The following is a 16,258-nucleotide window of genomic DNA, read 5'->3' on the forward strand; positions in this document are numbered from 1 at the left end:
AGTTGCCGTGCACGGCGCCGAACCCACCGAGCAGCGCGCGGCATTGGAGGAAGCCGGAGAGCCGGTGCGGGAGACCCCGCCCCGGACGGGAGTGCGCCGGCTCCTGATGGACACCCGTCCGCTGCGGCACCCCGCCTTCCGGCGCCTGTGGTCCTCGACCACGGTGACCGCTGTCGGGAGCCAGCTCACAGCCGTCGCCGTGCCCAAGCAGGTCTACGACGTCACCGGCTCCTCCGCATGGGTCGGATACGCAAGCCTCGCCGGCCTCGTACCGCTCGTACTCTTCGCACTGTGGGGCGGCGCGATCGCCGACAGCATGGACAAGCGCAGGCTGCTGCTGATCACCAATGCGGGCATCGCCGCGACGTCCCTGCTCTTCTGGGTCCAGGCCGCGGCGGGGGCGCAGTCCGTGCTCCTGCTGATGGTGCTGCTCGCGGCGCAGCAGGCGTTCTTCGGTATCAACTTCCCTACGCGCAGCGCCTCGGTCGCCCGGCTCGTCCCCTCGTCGGAGCTCCCCGCCGCCAACGCGCTCGTCTCGACCGTCTCCGCCACGGGCATGGTGCTCGGCCCGCTGCTGGCCGGTGCGCTCATCCCCCTGGCCGGGCTGCCGGAGCTGTACCTCGTCGACGCGCTCGCGCTCTGCGCCGCTCTCGTCGCCGTCTGGCGGCTGCCGGCGCTGCCGCCGTCGGACCCGTCCGGGCGGGGTGCCGGGGCGCCCCGGCGGGCGGGGCTGCGCGAAGTGGCCGCCGGCTTCCGCTACATCGCCGCACACCAGGTGCTGCTGCTGTCCTTCCTCGCCGACATCGTCGCCATGGTCCTCGGCATGCCGCGGGCGCTCTTCCCCCAACTCGCCGCCACCGCCTACGGGTCCTGGGGCGAGGGGTTCGCTCTCGGGCTGCTCTTCGCGGCGATCCCCCTCGGCGCCGTGGCGGGCGGACTGCTCTCGGGGACCTTCTCCCGTGTGCGCCGGCACGGGCTGATGGTCATCGGGGCGGTGATCGCCTGGGGCGCGGCCGTCGCGGGATCGGGGCTGAGCGGCAGCCTGTGGTGGGCGGTGGCCTTCCTCGCGCTGGGGGGTGTCGCCGACATGGTCTCGATGGTCTTCCGCGGGGCGATCCTGCAGTCGGTGGCCACGGACGCCATGAGAGGCCGGATGCAGGGAGTGTTCACGGTGGTCGTCGCGGGCGGACCGCGCGTCGCGGACCTCCTCCACGGCACCGCGGGCTCCGCGCTGGGTGCGCGTACGGCCGTCACCGGGGGCGGCGTGCTCGTCGTCGTCGCCATGCTCGCGCTGGCACTGACGATGCCGGCGCTGCGCCGGTACCGCGCAGCGTAGCGTCCGGTGGTCCGGGAGGGTCCGCGCCGAACCCGGCGCCGGGCGGTGCCAGGGCGGCGCGGCCGCTCCCTTCCGTCATTGGACCGACCACAGACGGTGAACGGACACTCTGGCCAACACGCGTAGACACGCGCATCATTGGACCGCTCCGCCAGTAAGGCCATCACCACCCGCCGCTCGGGCCCCACCCTCACGCACAGAAACAGGGGCTCACGTCGGCACATGTGCATGTCATGTCTTTGTCAAATTCACAGAGAGGACAGCACCATGGCTTGCGGATCGACCAGCCTCTGGGCCGGTGAGACGAGCTGGTTCTGCTGCGGCAACGCATGGGGACCCTGCACCGGCGCCGGAGGCGGCGCGTGCGGCAACTGCCAGTCCAGCGCCAACCACGGCGCCTGGCCCAACGCTTCACAGGCATGCTGGGACATCACCCGGCCCGACCTGTGCGGCGAGAACATCCCGAGACGCGGCTGCGGATCGGTGATGAACGTCAAGCACCAGTGCTCCGGCGCCACCGTCTGCATCACGATCACCGACTGCGGTCCCCGTACGAAGGAGTGGTGCGGCGAAGCCTCCTGCTGCAACGGCCAGTGCCGCACCAACCGCGTCCTCGACCTGACGCCCGCCGCCTACTCGGCGCTCGGCGACCTGAGCTCCGGCATGCTGCCGGTCTACATCTACGAGTGAGGGGAACCGGGATGACCGCACACCACGGAAACAGCGGTGGCATCGACCGTCGACGCCTCCTCGCCCGCGCAGCCCTCGGCGGCGCCACCATCGTCGGAGCCACCGCCCTCGGGGGCATCGACGCCGACGCCGCCTTCGCCGCGCAGCAGCCGTCGCTCGACCCGGCGATCAGCAAGTCCTCGTTCGTGGAGGGCAGGATCACCGCCATCAGCGGCAGCGTGCTGGAGGTCGCCGGATCGTACGGGGACCACTCCCGCGTCCGGATGACCAACGCGACCAGCGTGTGGAAGGTCCGCCCCACCACGGCCAAGGTGATCGAGGTCGGCGACGGACTCTACGCGCGCGGTGTGAAGATGCCGGACGGCACCATCGCCGCGGACGCGGTGTGGGTGAACATCGTCAACCTCCACACCACTATCCGCGGCATCGAGAAGCAGCGGCTGCATCTCGCGCACGGCAACCACGAGATCACCGGCAACGTCATCGCGGACACCAACGCGTCCTACGCGGGCCGCGCGCCCACCTCCGACCTCTCGCGGCTGCGCATCGGCCAGAGTGCTCAAGTCCTCGGCGCGTGGCGGCCGTCCGACGGCTCGGTGGACGTCGTACGGGTCTCGGTCGGGCACTGACAGGCGCAGGAGAGGAAGAGATGCTCTCGACGACATCGAGCCTCGCCCCTGTCGTTCTGGCCGTGCTCCTGGGCTGGACAGGCGCGTCGAAGCTCTTCGGTTCCCGCGCCGCACAGCAGGCGCCCAAGACCGCCCTCGCCCGCATGCTGAGCAGCAGCGAACGGGCCGTCCAGGTGCTACGGGCCACGGGTCTCGCCGAACTCGTGCTCGCAGCAGGGCTGTTGGCAGTGCCTCACAGTCCGCTGCCCGGAGTGGCGACCGCCCTGCTCGGTGCCGGCTTCGCCGGATACCTCGGCCGGGCACGGGTGATCGCGCCGGAGTCCTCCTGCGGCTGTACGGCGAACGACTCGGCACCGGTGACGTGGCGGGCCTTCGCACGCGCCGGTCTCGTGCTCGCGGGGGGAGTCGCGGCTGCCACGGCGTCCGCCGCCTGGTGGACGACCGTGGGGGACCGGCCCGCGGCTTCGGCGGCGGTACTGGCCGCCGGGGGCGCGGTCCTGACGGTGCTCTCCGTCGACCTCGACCGCTGGTGGCTGCTGCCGCTGCGCCGTACGCGGCTGCGGATCTTCGGGCATCCCCTGGCGGGCGCCGCCGGCGGGAAGCAGGTGCCGGTTGCCGCGACCGTGCAGCTGCTGGAGAACTCCCTTGCCTGGCAGGCCGCTTCGCCGGTGGTCCGGTCCGGGCTCCTCGACCACTGGGAGGAGGCGGGCTGGCGGTTCCTCCTCTACTCCGGCGTGTACGTCGAGGAGGGCGGCGGGGCCCGTCCGGTATCCGTCGTGTTCGCTCTGGACGCGACGGCGAGCCGTGACACAGCGGGGGCTCCCGCCGCCCGGGTGAGCGTCGTCGACGCGGACACGGGGGAGCCGGTGGGCGTGGACCTGGCGGCTGTGCGCCCGCGTACGGCGCTGCCCGTCGCCGGCTGACGGGCGCAGAGGGCCGGACATCCCTGAGGCCGGCCGGGGACGCGGAGGCGGTACCGAGAGGGATACCGCTTCCGCGCTTCCCGTCCGTCCGCCGGAGGAGTCAGCCCACCCGGTGCACGGGACGGCCGTCGCCCCAGCGTTCGATCGCCTTCTCGTCGGCGAAGGCGAGTGCGCGCATCATGTTGCCGCCGTCGCCGGCGTCGACCCCGCGCTTCAGCCGGCGGCTGTGCCTGGCGCTCAGCCTCGTCGTGCCCGCTTCTATCGTGTCGCCGTAGAACGGTTCGAAGGCCACACCCGCGAAACCGGCCTGCCGCAGCAGCAGGGGAAGGGTTTCGCGCGAGTAGAACATCAGGTGGTTCCGGGTGAAGCCGTTCCAGCGGGAACCGTATGCCTTCAGCAGCAGCGACTGCGCGTTCACGGTGAGGATCATCAGTACGCCGCCGGGGCCGAGCAGGTCACGGAACCCGCGGAAGTCCTCGACGGGACGGGGCAGATGGGCGAGCACCGACCACAGGGTGATCACGTCGAAGCCGCCTGCTGCGATCTCCGGTACGTCCTCGGGTGCGCCGAAGTGGGCGGCGGCCGACGTCAGACGCTCGTTGGCCTCCTTCACGGAGTCGGGGGAGAGGTCCACGCCGCACGCGTCGAAGCCGCGCTGCTCGGCCAGCTCCAGGAAGTACCCCGCACCGCAGCCGAAATCGAGGAGCCGGCGGCCGCCGCCCTCGGCGAAGACCGGGCTGAAGGCGTCCATGGCCTGCTGGTAGCGGCGCTGCCTGTTCGCGGCGTAGTTCCCGGTCAGGAAGGTGCTGTAGTTCTGGGAGTACAGATCTCCGAGCCGCTCGGGAAGGATGTTGGGATTGCGGTAGAGGAAGCCGCACGACGGGCAGCGCACCACGTGATAGGTCCACGCCGTCCTGCCGTTCTTCTTCGTCCTGGACGGCTCGTAGAGCGGCTGCTGGCGTGACTCCCCGCACATGTGGCAGGTGATGAACTCCTCGATCGCCCCGAGCTTGACGCGGGAGCGGTATTCATCGAGGGATATCACCGGTGAAGTGCGCAGCTTCAAGCGCCATTGCAGCTCCCTGGCAGCTCTCTCCCCCGGCCTGACATAGACGCGCTGCGCCCACGGCACGCTGTCGTATCGCGATCCGTAAACGGCACGGGCGACGGCCCGTTTTGCAGACACCATGAGGCACCTCTCGGGACGGCTTTCGGGCCACAGTGTCATCCGGAATGGCGCAAAACAATTGTGCTGCGGCCATCTTTTTGTCCGTGACCTCTGCCCCGGCTTTTGTGACTGCGAAAGGTGATCGGGTGCATACGCAGCGGACAGCTTTCGGTGCGGTATCGCCCGTTCCGTCCTGGCGGTTCGGGAGGGTCCGGCGATGTGGCGACGAGGGGAAGCCGCCGGGTCCGACGCTCGTCGAGTCGCCGCTGAGTCGACTCCTGGGAGTGTCCGGAGTGCGGTGCGGAAATCCCCGCGGATCACCTGCCGGTCAAATGGTCTCCCTGGCGTTCACGGCTGCACCGTTTTCGCCCAACAATGCTTGCCCTCTTCATCAGTTGGTCGAATGTGTGCAGCCATGGATTCCGCTCCGCCGGTCGTTTCCCGGGCCGTGCGGAAGGCAGTTCTGCTACGCAATGAATTCGGGCTGTCGCAGAGTGCGGCATCCCGCCCCGGCCGGTGACGTCGCCGGTCCGGCCGGTCTTGGACGTGGAGCGCGGCCGTCTCGCAGCGCGGACGCAGCCGGTGGCCCGGCCGTCGTCGGCGGTGGTTCCGGGGGCCGCAAGCGGGTGGATCAGGACCGGGCGCGGGGTGCACAGGCCGCCCCCTCGTGGCCGTACTGGTGGTGGCGGCAGGCATCGGCGTCACCGTCACGGCCGTTGTGGGAGCTGCGTCAGAGGCCGGCCCCGCCGCGCAGGCCGTACGCGCCGCGATGAGCCTCCTGCTGGGGCCGGGGGCCGGGGGCCGGCGACCGGGAGCGGGGACGCCGGGCAGGTCACTGCGCTCCAGCACCTGCCCTACCCGGTCGGCGCCCTACCCGGTCGGCGCCCTTCTCCGGAAGGGCTCCCGCGGGAGGTCAGAGCCGCCGTACGCGTGCGGAGATCCCGTGGCCGACAAGCAGGTAGATGGCGGCGGGCAGGCCGTAGTTGAGGAACACGCGCACACCTTCGCTGTCCATCGTGAAGATGTCCTGCGCCCACCAGGCCAGCCAGTCGGCCACGCCCTTCACGAACTCCACGAAGGGGTTCGCCTGGTTCGCCTCGAGCAGGTACAGCAGGATCCACAGGCCGAGGAAGACGGCGGCTATGTCCGCGATCGTGTGGATGATCAGGGCGGTCCTGGCCGAACCGCCTCCGTCACGCGGACGGCGCTCCCGGCGGGGCGGGGGCTCCGGCTGCCCGTACCCGGGGGGAGGCGGAGGACCCTGCGTGTACTCCGGGTGCGGAGGAGGTCCGCCCTGCGACCCGTAGGGGTACGGCTGCCCGGGCATGGGTTCGGGATGGCTCACGAGGTCCCAATCCGACGCACGTCGGCGTCTCGTCGATGGAGCAGAATGACCACAGCGAGCCACTCCGGAAATCATTCGGCGCGTACGGCTCGTTCCGGGGCCCGCATTCCCTCAGCGCCGTCGTGGGCCCGGTGCGTTACTCGCGGTCGCCGCGTGCGGGGGAACGCCCGTGCCCCCACGAGCAGCGTGACTGCGATGTCGCGCCCCCGCCGTCCGCCAGGTCGTACAGGCCCGGCTCGGCGAGCCGGCGCTCCAGCGGCTCCCCGGACTCCCGGGCTGCCGGCTCCCCGGACTTCCGGGCTACCGGACGGCCAGGGCAACAGCAGGAGAACGAGGTGCAGCCGCGACAAGCATGCCGTCCGCCGTCCGTCCTGTCGACCTACCCGGTCGCGGCCGGAGCACGCTCCGTCACGCGGTACAGCAGCCATACGAGGCCGCCGTCGAGGGTCTCGTCCGCCACGAGCGTCAGATCCACGGCCGGGCCGCCGCCCGGTCCGTGCCAGGGCCGGCCGCCGTCCGTACCCGCGAGGCAGGGGGTGCCCGGCAGCGCTCGCAGCTCGCACAATTCTCCGGAAACGCCCACGTCACCATCCGGGCCGTAGTACTAGGTACCTATTGCCTATGGCGTTTTCGGTCACCATCCGGTGAGCTGGAGGGTGACCACAACCGACTGTCCGTGGACGGTCCCGGTGCCGAGCGGGCCCGTGAGGCATCCGTGTCGTCAGAGACGCCGTCGACTGCGTAGGGATTGAACGAACGGATGGATTGCGCGCGACTGTCAGATGCCGAGCTGCTCCCACTCGTGCGAGAAGGGGGAGAGTCCTCTCTGCCTGCCCTCGGCGAACTGGAACTGCGGCATTTCCCGGCCGTGAGGGCCTTCGCCTCGGTATGCGCCATCAGTTCCCTCGCCGCGGACGAACTCGCCGTCCAGGCCTGGCGCCGGGCGCTTCGGCTGCAGGACGGCAGCGCCACGGGCGCCGTACGTCCGTACGCACTCTCAGAGGTGCTGCGCACAGCCGCGGACTGGGCCGGTACGGATGAACGCAGCGCGCTCGACGCGGACTTGGCCGAGTGGATCGAGTCCCAGCCCGTGGTGATCTCCGAGGACTCCGTGGGGCCCGGTCTTCCTCCTCCCACTCTTCCGGCGCGTGCCTTCGCCGACCTCTCCGACAAGAGCCAGACGGTGCTGTGGCACCGCGCCGTGGAGCATGACGACGACGAGCGGATAGAGAACCTGCTCGGCCCCGGTGTGGAAGGGGTCTCGTTCCTGGACAGGCGTGCGCGCAGGGAGCTTTACACCTCCTACGTCCAGATCCTCCACGACGGCGCTGTCGACGAATGCCGCAGGTTCCACCGCATGGTGCTGGCCTACGCCGACCAGAAGAGCATCGACATCGCAGCGGACCTCGTTCCGCATCTGGAAGTCTGCGCCTACTGCTCCCGCGCGGTCGCCGACCTGGGCCGGATGCACTCCGACTGCGGGACGTTCCTGGCCCAGGCGATTCTGCCGTGGGGCGGCTCGGAGTACGCCAGCTCCAGCCTCCCCGTGATGGTCACCGGCAGCGAACTCGTCCCGCACGCGGCGCCGGTGGGCTCCGGCAGGTTCCGCCGGGCCTTCGGGGGCGGGGGCTCCGGCGCGGAGAGGGGCAGGAACCGGCGCATCAACCGGGTGCTGCAGAGCGCGGCCCTCGTCGCCCTCTGCTCCTTCGTCGTCGCCCTCGCGTACTCGGGCGCTCTCCGGCCGGGAGATCCGCAGAGCAGTGAGCCGGTCACTCCCCCCGGGAAGTCCTCCCAGTCGCCGAAACCGCCTCGCCCCGCTCCGTCGACGGCCACCGCCACGGCCACGTCGACCGTCACGGCCACGAAGACCACTCCCTCCAAGCCGGGGGAGCCGAGCGGGACCGGACGCCCGTCCCGGCCCCCGGTCCGCGGGGCGGCCCTCGAATGGCTCTTCGACGGAGTCGACGGCGGCATCACGAAGGACACTTCGGGCAACGGGCTGAACGGGACCCTCGTCGGGAGTCCGCTCCCGCGCTTCCTGAACGCGGGAGCCATCGACTTCGACGGGCAGCAGTCGGTCGCCGCGGAAGGCCCCGTCGTCGACACGGAGGAGAGCTTCTCCGTCTCGGCGGATGTGAAGCTCGGGGACACCGGGGAGTTCCAGACCGTCGCCAGCCAGGACGCCGGCGAGATCAGCGGGTTCCAGCTCCAGTACGACGGGGACGAGGACCGCTGGGAGATGCGCATCCCCGAAGAGGACTCGGACGACACGGACTTCGTCGAAGCGGTCGGGGACCGGGGTCCCGCGACAGGAGTGTCGACGCATGTGACGGGCGTCTACGACGACTCCGAAAGCGAGGTACGCCTCTACGTCGACGGCCGGCTCGAAGACACCGACGAACTGGACGGCGACTTCTCGGCGGACGGTGACTTCGTCGTCGGACGGAGCCTGGAGGGCGACGAGTTCATCCGCGGATTCGACGGCTCGATCGACGATGTGAGGGCCTTCCGCAAGGCGCTCTCGCCGAGAGAAGTGCGGGCGCTCGCCCGCAGCTGAACCGGACCCTTCGGAGCCGGCGGGCCGGACGAGCGGGGTGCAGGGCTCGACGTCCGTGCTGCGTCCGCGAGTTCGCAGCGACGTGTCGTGGGGGCGGCGCGGCTGCCTGGTCCGGCGCCGAGGTCCGCGCCGAGGTCCGCGGACCGGCGGCCCGGTCGGCCGACCGGCAGGGCGGACCGTCCGGTTCAGGCGAAGTCCTCCCGCAGGTACTCCGATCTGAGCGCGCGTCTGCTGCTGACGCCCAGCTTCCGGTAGATGTTCTGGAGATGGTTGTCGACCGTACGCTTGGAGATCGTGACCGCCTCGGCCACCTCGGCGTTGGTGAGCCCCGCGCACACGAGACGCGCGATCTCCGCCTCCCGCGTGGTGAGATGCTTCGCGACCCCCAGTGCCGACAGCCCCGGCGTACTCGCCCCTTCACACTGCCGCTGAAGCGAGAGCGCGAGGTTCTCGGCGGCGGTCGCCGCACGCTGCTCCCCGTCGCGGCCGAACTGCAGGCAGGCCGACGCGGCGGCCTCGGCGGCCGGGAGCGAGGCCCCCGTACCGGCCAGCACGTGTGCACTGTCCAGGAGTTGCCGCGCGTCGCCGGCGGCGAGGGCGGACACGTACGAGGCACGGGCCGCGACCAGAGCACCGTCCATGGACCGGCGGATCTCCAGCAGCCGCGTCGCCGCCCCGGCGGCGTCGCCCAGCCGAGCGATGTCCGTGAGCAGCCGCGACTCGCTCGCCAGGTGGCCTGCCGCCCGAGCACTCCCGACAGCGTTCCACAGGACGTTCCGGCTCTCCTGGACGTTGCCCCGGGCAGCCGACAACCACGCCCGCCCCAGGGGCAGTTCGGCGCGGAAGGCTCCCCAGCCCGGCAGTCCCTCACACTCGCTGAGCGCCTTCGCCGCGGCAGGTACGTCCTGCATCAGGGCCGCGGCCTCCGCCTTGCGGGCCAAGGCCATGTGCAGGGTGCCGACCAGCGAGTTGCGTGCCGCCACGGAGACGGCCTGGGACGCCCAGCGCCGCGCTTCGGCGGGCCGGCCGCGCAGCAGCGAACACCGCGCCAGCGCGGCGGCGATCCACGCCTGCGCGCCTGCGGCGTCGTCGGCCAGCGCCTCTTGCCAGCCCTTCTCCCCGGTGCTGTACGCCTCGTCGAGACGGCCTTCCTCCTCCAGGGCGAACATCACCGTGCTGAGGTACTGCACCGGGTGAGGTATCCCCAACGAGTCCTCCAGGCCGAGGCGTTCGGCGTACGCCTCCCGCGCGAGCCCGAGTCCGTGCCTGGCACTGCCCGTCGCCACCATCGCTGCGGCCCTGGGACCCTTCCCGAACAGGCCGGCCATGCAGTTGCCGTCGAGAGGCACGCCACGGAGCGCCTCCAGGGCCTCCTCGGGCCTCCCGAAGGCCATGAAGACAGCGCCGCGTACGGCCGTCAGCACGTCTCTGTACGCGGGTTCGGTGATCCCGTCCATGGCGTCCGCGCTGACCTTCAGCGCCTTCTCACCGTCGATGAAGCCCCAGGCCAGCAGCCTGGCCTTGCCCAGCGCCACGAGGAGGCGGTCCAGTTCACCCTCCGCTCTCGGGGCGGCCTCCTCGAAGACCTCCCAGGCGCTGTCCAGATCGCCGAGTTCGTACAGCGACTCGGCCAGCAGCAGCCGGGGGAGCGTCTCCTCGCTGTCACGGCAGGCGGCCTTCGAAAGCTCGCACACCTGGCGGAAGTTCTGGGTTCTGCGGGCGAGTGTCGCTGCTCGCAGCAGCGTGTCCGGGTCGGCCGATCCGGTGGCGGCGAGCTGCCACGAGGCGATCCTGATCTTGTCCGTCAGTCTCCTGGCGCCGCGTGAACGCACAAGCTCCACCTCCTCGTTGAGGATGCGGCGACGGGCCGAGGACGATATGAGCGACCGGAGCACCTTCTCGTGCGCCGGATGATTCAGGGACACCGACTCGCGACGGCCGTCCCGCGTCGTCGTGACGAGTTCCAGCTCCTCCAGCTCGTCCATCGCACTGTCGGGCAGGCCCGCCGCCTCCACGGGCTGGCAGAGTGCGATCCGGTCGAGTGTCCTGCGGGTCTCCGGGGCGACGTGTGCGAGACGTCTCTGCAGAAGCTCTGCGAGCAGCGGTGTGGAGGGCACCTCCGCGACCAGCGTCCACGACTCCCCGTCGTGCACGAGGCCGCCGCTCTCCAGCGAGCACTGCACGAACTCCCGCAGGCAGCGCGGATTCCCCCCGCTCGTCCTGTGCATGAGGGTCGCCGTGCGCGGCTCCACCGGCCCGCCGAGTGCCTGGCGCATCACCTCGCCCACCTGCCGTTCGTCGAGCGGGGCCAGGTCCACGCGGTGGGCCGCTCCCGTCGCCTGGAGCGAGTACGCGACGGGCTTCAGCGCCCGCAGCGAGGTGACGGTGCCGACGAGGAACAGCACGCCGGCTTCGAGGAGTTGGCCGATGAGGGAGGCGGATGCCTCGTCCAGGCCGTCCAGATCGTCCACCACCAGGACGAAACGCCTGCCGGCCGCACCGGCCGGGCATTCCTCGGCCAGAGCCTCGCGTGTCCTCCTGAACAGGGCGACGGGGTCGTCGACATGGGAGCCCTGCGGGAGCAGATGCGCCAGCGAGGCCAGGGGGAACGGGTTCTCGGAGACCGCGACCGCCTTGCCGGTGGCATGACCGCGCCCCTCCGCCCTCTCCCGGCATACATGGGCGAGCCGGGACTTTCCGGCCCCCTGCGGGCCGTGGACGACGAACGCCTGACACCGCTCTCCGGCGAGCGCATCGTCGAACTGGGCGACCGCCGGCTCCCGTCCGGCGAACGGCCATGGGGTCGGACCACCCACTCCGTCCCCCTCCCGTGAGTCGGGCACCGGGTTCCGTGTACCCCTCACGAGCAGAGTACGGCCGATGCCGTACCGAAGTGTCTGTCCGCTGCAGAGTTGTCCGATCATGCGCGGACTTCGCGACGCGGCTCGCGCACCGGCGGCCCGCCACCGCCGGCACGTCCGGGCTGCGGCCGGGAACTCTCGCCGCACCGGTGGGACTTCGGGCAGCTCTTTCGAGGGAATCCCGGAAAAGAGCGCAATCAGTGCAACTTTGCCCTGTTACCACGTGTCTGGAGCTTTGTAAGAGGAATGCACCACAAGGGGGCCTTCATGCGTGACATCAGGCTGCTTGCCATCGCCGTCCTCGTCAGCGCCGGGCTTCTGACCACCGCGTCGGTGGGCACCGCGGCCGCGAGCGGCACCGAAGGCTCCAAGGGGGTCACCGAGGCGACTGCGAGCGCTGCCGCAGCCGCCTGCAGCGTCACCTGGGGGAGCCTTCCCAAGACCGGCGACGGGACGGGCAACCGTCCGCTGACGAACGTCCGTACGGGGCGGCACGACTGCTACGACAGGATGGTCCTCGACATCCGGAGCGGCAGTCCCGCCGGCACCCCCGCCTACGACGTCCGCTACGTGGAGAAGTTCTACCAGGACGGTTCGGGGAACCTCATCGAGATCGGCGGAGGGGCGATCCTCCAGATCGTCGCGTCCGCACCGAGTTACGACCCGGACACCCATCAGCCGACCTACGGCGGGAAAGGCGGCAAGCCCCTGCCGGGCGTGAACCTCGCGGGCTACAAGACGTTCCGCGACGCCCGCTTCGGCGCCAGCTACGAGGGAACGACCCAGCTCGGCCTGGGAGTACGGGCCCGGCTGCCGTTCCGCGTCCACCCGCTGGGCGACCGTCTGGTCGTCGACGTCGCCCACTCCTGGGCGGCGGCTCGCTGACCCGGGCGGTCCGGCACGCGAGTGAGGCAGGCCGGAAGGCACACAGGGGCGGTCCCGGCGTACGGGGCCGCCCCTCGCGCATCCCGTCCCTCGCGCATCCCGGGCTCGACCCGGCCGGGACGGGAGAGGACGGGGGAGGACGGGGTTGCCGCACGGCCGCACCGGTCACGTATTCCGGGTAGGAATATGCGCGTACGTGACCGGTGCGGCCACAGCTGAGCGCGCCCCGAGCAGTCCCGAGGAGTACGAGGTGTCACTGCCCCCGCCCGACGACCCCCGTTTCCCCGCAGCGACCGCTCCGCGCCTGTGCACCGCTGCCGCACTGGAGGAGGCGGTGACCACCTGCCGGGCCTGCCCGAGACTCGTGGCCTGGCGGGAGGAAGCGGCGCGGACGAAGCGCAGAGCGTTCCAGGACTGGGACTACTGGGCCAGGCCGGTCCCGGGTTTCGGTCCGCCCGACGCGGCACTCGCCGTCGTCGGGCTGGCACCGGCCGCACACGGCGGCAACCGCACAGGACGGGTCTTCACCGGCGACCCGTCGGGCGACGTCTTCTTCGCCGCGCTGTACGACATCGGGCTGGCCTCCCGGCGCACCGCCACCCACCGCGGAGACGGCATGGAGCTGTACGGCGTGCGCATCACCATGCCCGTGCACTGCGCACCCCCCGCCAACAAGCCCACCACCGCCGAGCGCGACACGTGCCGGCCCTGGCTCGCCCGCGAACTGGACCTGCTGCGTCCGACCCTGCGCACCGTCCTGGTGCTGGGCGGCTTCGCCTGGCAGGCGCTGCTGCCCGTACTCGAAGACGCGGGATGGCTTCTCCCGCGCCCCCGCCCCGCGTTCCGGCACGGCGGTGAGGTGCTGCTCGCCGACGAGCGGGGCCGGGGGGAGCTGCGTCTGGTCGGCGGCTACCACCCCAGCCAGCGCAACATGTTCACGGGGACGCTGACACCGGAGATGCTCCGGGACGTCCTGCGAGGCGCAGCCCGGACCGCCGGTCTGCCGCAGCGCTGACGTCGGCCTGCCGCAAGCGCCGACCACCGGCAGCGGTTCTGTGCGCTGCCGGATGCGGGCCGCCGCCTGTGCTCAGCGCCGCCTGTGCTCAGCGCCGTCCGTCCAGCGCCGACAGCACACTGCGGGCGGTGTCCCTGCTCGACTGCGGGTTCTGCCCGGTGACCAGGTTCCCGTCCACGACGACCTTGCTCGCCCAGGCCGGTCCCGTCGTGACGATGCCGCCCCGATCCCGCAGCCGGGATTCGACCGAGTACGGATTGGCGTCGCCCAGGCCGCCCTGCTGCTCCTCCTCGTCGCTGAACGAGGTGAGGGCGCGCCCGGCGAAGGTGAAGGAGCCGTCGGCCCTGGTGGCGCTCAGCAGAGCCGCCGGGCCGTGGCACAGCGCTGCCACGGTCAGGCCCCGCCGGTCCGCCTCGTCCAGCAGCCGGCCCAGGCCGGGGTCGGAGGCCAGATCGGCCATGGGCGCGTGCCCGCCGGGGATGTACAGGGCGTCGTAGCCGTCGAGAGTGACGGCCGCGAGGTCCAGCGGCGATGCGAGCTCCGCTTCGATGGAGTCGAGGTAGGCGCCGAACTCCTTCGCGTCGCCCTCGGCGACACCGCCGCGCTCGTCGAGGCTCAGGGGGTCGACGGTGGGGCGCACCCCGCCCGGGGTGGCGATGCGCACCCGGTGCCCGGCTTCGGTCAGGACCTTGTGGGAGACGGCCACCTCCTCGGCCCAGTAACCGGTGGGATGGCTCGTTCCGTCGGCCAGCCGCAATGCGTCTGCGCCGGACACGATCATCAGGATCTCCGCCATGGACTGCTCCACTCTTCCGGGCCGGTGCGGTACCGCGCCGATGCCATCGGCCGACCGCAGGTACGACGCCAGCTTCCATCGCAAGAAGCCGGATGGCATCCTCCAGCCCATAAGCATTCTTATGGACGGAGGTCGGAGTGCCCGGCCTTGATCTGCTGTCGACGTTCCTGGAGATCTTCCGCCGCGGTTCGCTCTCCGCCGCCGCAGAGCACCTCGGCCTCAGCCAGCCCGCCGTCAGCGGTCAACTGGCCCGGCTTGAGCAGGAGTTCGGCGAGCAGCTGTTCATACGCTCCCGGGCGGGCTGCACCCCCACGCCGCGCGCCGTCGACCTGGTGGCCCGCGTCGGACCCCACGTGGACGGGCTGCGCCAGGCGCTCCACGCCGAGAGCGAGGACGCCGCGTACCGGGGCACCGTCCACATCGCAGGCGCGGGCGAGCTGATGACCGCCCGCGTACTGCCCTCCCTGGCGCCCCTGACCGCCCACGGGCTCCGGCTGCGGGTGACGCTCGGCCTCGCCGAGGACCTGCTGTCCGCCCTGGTGGCCGAGCAGCTGGATCTCGTCGTCTCGTCGGTGCGTCCCGCCCGCAGAGGCCTCGCCGCCACACCCCTCGTGGACGAGGAGTTCGTCCTCGTCGGGGCGCCGATGCTGGCCCGCGGCATCGACAGCGCGCAGCTGGCCGCCGACCCCGTCGAGGCCCTGGCACACCTCCCGCTGATCGCCTACGCGGACGAGCTGCCGATCGTCCGCCGCTACTGGCGCAGCGAGTTCGGGCGCCGCCCGCCGAACACCACCGCGGTCATCGTGCCCGACCTGCGGGCCGTGCTCGCCCTCGTCGTCGCGGGGTCCGGTGTGAGCGTGCTGCCCCGCTTCCTCGCCGATCCGGCCCTGGCCGCCGGCTCCGTCGAGATGCTGCACCACCCCGCCGCCGCGCCCCTGAACACGCTCTACCTCGCCACCAGGGCAGGTGCTCTCGCGCAGCCCCCGCTCGCCCTCGTCCACGAGCATCTGCGGTCACGTGCGGGCACGTGGGGCGCGCTGTAGCCCGCACGCCGGGCCGCAGTGGGGCTGCGGCCCGGCGCTGAGGGAGCTGCCGCGCTACTTCTCCGGAACGGAGAGCCAGGGGAACTCGTCGAGCCGGTCGCGCGCATCGGCCGGGAGGTGCTTGAGGACGGCCTCCCGGAAGGTGGTGACCATGCGCTGCGCCTCGGGCGTGTCGCCGTTGTACTGCTCGTACGGCGTCTTCGCCGGGACGGGGAGCGGCGGGCCGTGCGGGATGCGCGGCGGCTGGTCGTGGACCGTGTCGCCGTTGCCCCGGTGGGCCATGGGGTTGATGTCGTAGGCGTGGTCGCCCATGAAGTAGCCGGCCACGCCGTTGGCGAAGCCGAGCAGGTTGGTGACCGGGTTCTCCGAGTAGCAGATCCCGTCGTTCTTGTTGCAGATCTCGTGGACAGCGATGTCACCGAAGCCGCGCGGGCCCTTCATGGTGATGCCTGGGATGATGGTCGGCAGATTGGTCTCGATGCCTCCCGGACCGCCCTTCACGCCGGGACGCCGCGGGTCGCCGTAGAGCACACCGTCGATCTGCTGGTGCGGAATGGTCTGCTCCTGTGACAGCTTGTTGAGCTCGTCACCGGCGACTATCGCTCCCTGGGAGTACCCGGAGATGGTGATGTGGGAGTCGGGGCACTGCCCGTGGTAGTCGCGAACTGCCTTGTCCAGCTTGGCGATTCCCTCTGCCACCGAGTCGTCCATGGAGATGGTGTCGCCCGGGAACGGAGCGATCTGTGCCGAGTAGGACACCTTCTGGAAGTCCACTCCGGCCGGCAGCTGCCCGTTGCTCTTGTCGTAGGCCGTGGCGTTGCCGTCACCGTGGCCGCCGACCTCGAAGACCCGGGTCTGGGCGCAGTCCGCCGCCCCCTCCGCGCCGACGGCGGTCGTCACCCCCGCCACGGTCAGGGCCAGCGCCGACGTGGTCGCCAGCGCGGCCCACACTGTTCTTCTTCGCATATCTCCTTCTTCACGTCGATCAATAATCTGCTTGCCGAGGCGGC

At 71.2% G+C, this 16,258-nt stretch carries 14 protein-coding genes; 8 read left to right on the forward strand and 6 right to left on the reverse strand.

Annotation, left to right across the window (positions count from 1 at the left end; all coding sequences use genetic code 11):
* Positions 1-43 precede the first annotated feature (43 nt).
* From ACFPA8_RS06175 to ACFPA8_RS06190, 4 genes are all read left to right on the forward strand, one after another.
* A complete protein-coding gene (locus tag ACFPA8_RS06175) occupies positions 44-1,336 on the forward strand; it encodes an MFS transporter (protein WP_386444658.1) in 1,293 nt (430 codons plus the stop codon).
* Positions 1,337-1,603: 267 nt separating this feature from the next.
* Positions 1,604-2,026 carry an RlpA-like double-psi beta-barrel domain-containing protein gene (locus ACFPA8_RS06180; protein WP_189037406.1) on the forward strand — a complete coding sequence of 141 codons (423 nt, stop codon included), beginning with the start codon at positions 1,604-1,606 and terminating at the stop codon, positions 2,024-2,026.
* Between the two features lie 11 nt (positions 2,027-2,037).
* On the forward strand, positions 2,038-2,655 hold the full coding sequence (locus tag ACFPA8_RS06185) for a cell wall protein (RefSeq protein ID WP_386443469.1): 618 nt from the start codon (positions 2,038-2,040) through the stop codon (positions 2,653-2,655).
* Between the two features lie 20 nt (positions 2,656-2,675).
* The gene (locus ACFPA8_RS06190) at positions 2,676-3,578 is read left to right on the forward strand and encodes a MauE/DoxX family redox-associated membrane protein (protein WP_386443472.1); all 903 of its coding nucleotides are present in this window, start codon (positions 2,676-2,678) and stop codon (positions 3,576-3,578) included.
* Positions 3,579-3,678: 100 nt separating this feature from the next.
* On the opposite strand, the gene ACFPA8_RS06195 is transcribed toward ACFPA8_RS06190, so the two are convergent.
* The 3 genes from ACFPA8_RS06195 to ACFPA8_RS06205 all read right to left on the reverse strand — a co-directional run bounded on the left by ACFPA8_RS06195 (position 3,679) and on the right by ACFPA8_RS06205 (position 6,674).
* Positions 3,679-4,644, reverse strand: a complete 966-nt coding sequence (locus ACFPA8_RS06195) for a class I SAM-dependent methyltransferase (RefSeq protein WP_386443475.1) — start codon at positions 4,642-4,644, stop codon at positions 3,679-3,681.
* Between the two features lie 1,015 nt (positions 4,645-5,659).
* Entirely contained in the window at positions 5,660-6,073 is a 414-nt protein-coding gene (locus ACFPA8_RS06200) for a hypothetical protein (protein WP_386444661.1), read from the reverse strand.
* 397 nt (positions 6,074-6,470) lie between these two features.
* Positions 6,471-6,674: a hypothetical protein gene (locus ACFPA8_RS06205; protein ID WP_386443478.1), complete on the reverse strand. Its 204-nt coding sequence runs from the start codon at positions 6,672-6,674 to the stop codon at positions 6,471-6,473.
* A gap of 219 nt (positions 6,675-6,893) precedes the next feature.
* On the opposite strand from ACFPA8_RS06205, the gene ACFPA8_RS06210 reads away from it, so the two are divergent.
* The gene (locus ACFPA8_RS06210; RefSeq protein WP_386443481.1) at positions 6,894-8,648 is read left to right on the forward strand and encodes a LamG domain-containing protein; all 1,755 of its coding nucleotides are present in this window, start codon (positions 6,894-6,896) and stop codon (positions 8,646-8,648) included.
* A gap of 185 nt (positions 8,649-8,833) precedes the next feature.
* On the opposite strand, the gene ACFPA8_RS06215 is transcribed toward ACFPA8_RS06210, so the two are convergent.
* On the reverse strand, positions 8,834-11,491 hold the full coding sequence (locus tag ACFPA8_RS06215; RefSeq protein WP_386443484.1) for a helix-turn-helix transcriptional regulator: 2,658 nt from the start codon (positions 11,489-11,491) through the stop codon (positions 8,834-8,836).
* Between the two features lie 285 nt (positions 11,492-11,776).
* Here ACFPA8_RS06215 and ACFPA8_RS06220 point away from each other — a divergent pair, with 285 nt between their 5' ends.
* Positions 11,777-12,394 (forward strand): AMIN-like domain-containing (lipo)protein, encoded by a 618-nt coding sequence (locus tag ACFPA8_RS06220; protein WP_386443487.1) that lies wholly within the window; start codon positions 11,777-11,779, stop codon positions 12,392-12,394.
* 250 nt (positions 12,395-12,644) lie between these two features.
* Positions 12,645-13,409, forward strand: coding sequence for a uracil-DNA glycosylase (locus ACFPA8_RS06225; RefSeq protein ID WP_386443490.1), 765 nt, complete (start codon positions 12,645-12,647; stop codon positions 13,407-13,409).
* An 88-nt stretch (positions 13,410-13,497) separates the two neighbouring features.
* On the opposite strand, the gene ACFPA8_RS06230 is transcribed toward ACFPA8_RS06225, so the two are convergent.
* A complete protein-coding gene (locus tag ACFPA8_RS06230) occupies positions 13,498-14,205 on the reverse strand; it encodes a type 1 glutamine amidotransferase domain-containing protein (protein ID WP_386443492.1) in 708 nt (235 codons plus the stop codon).
* 137 nt (positions 14,206-14,342) lie between these two features.
* Here ACFPA8_RS06230 and ACFPA8_RS06235 point away from each other — a divergent pair, with 137 nt between their 5' ends.
* On the forward strand, positions 14,343-15,248 hold the full coding sequence (locus ACFPA8_RS06235; RefSeq protein ID WP_386443495.1) for a LysR family transcriptional regulator: 906 nt from the start codon (positions 14,343-14,345) through the stop codon (positions 15,246-15,248).
* Positions 15,249-15,302: 54 nt separating this feature from the next.
* Here ACFPA8_RS06235 and ACFPA8_RS06240 read toward each other — a convergent pair whose 3' ends face one another.
* The gene (locus tag ACFPA8_RS06240; protein WP_386443498.1) at positions 15,303-16,214 is read right to left on the reverse strand and encodes a PE-PPE domain-containing protein; all 912 of its coding nucleotides are present in this window, start codon (positions 16,212-16,214) and stop codon (positions 15,303-15,305) included.
* Positions 16,215-16,258: the final 44 nt, after the last annotated feature.

Origin of the sequence: Streptomyces ovatisporus (genome assembly GCF_042653885.1) — a bacterium.
GTDB lineage: Bacteria > Actinomycetota > Actinomycetes > Streptomycetales > Streptomycetaceae > Streptomyces > Streptomyces ovatisporus.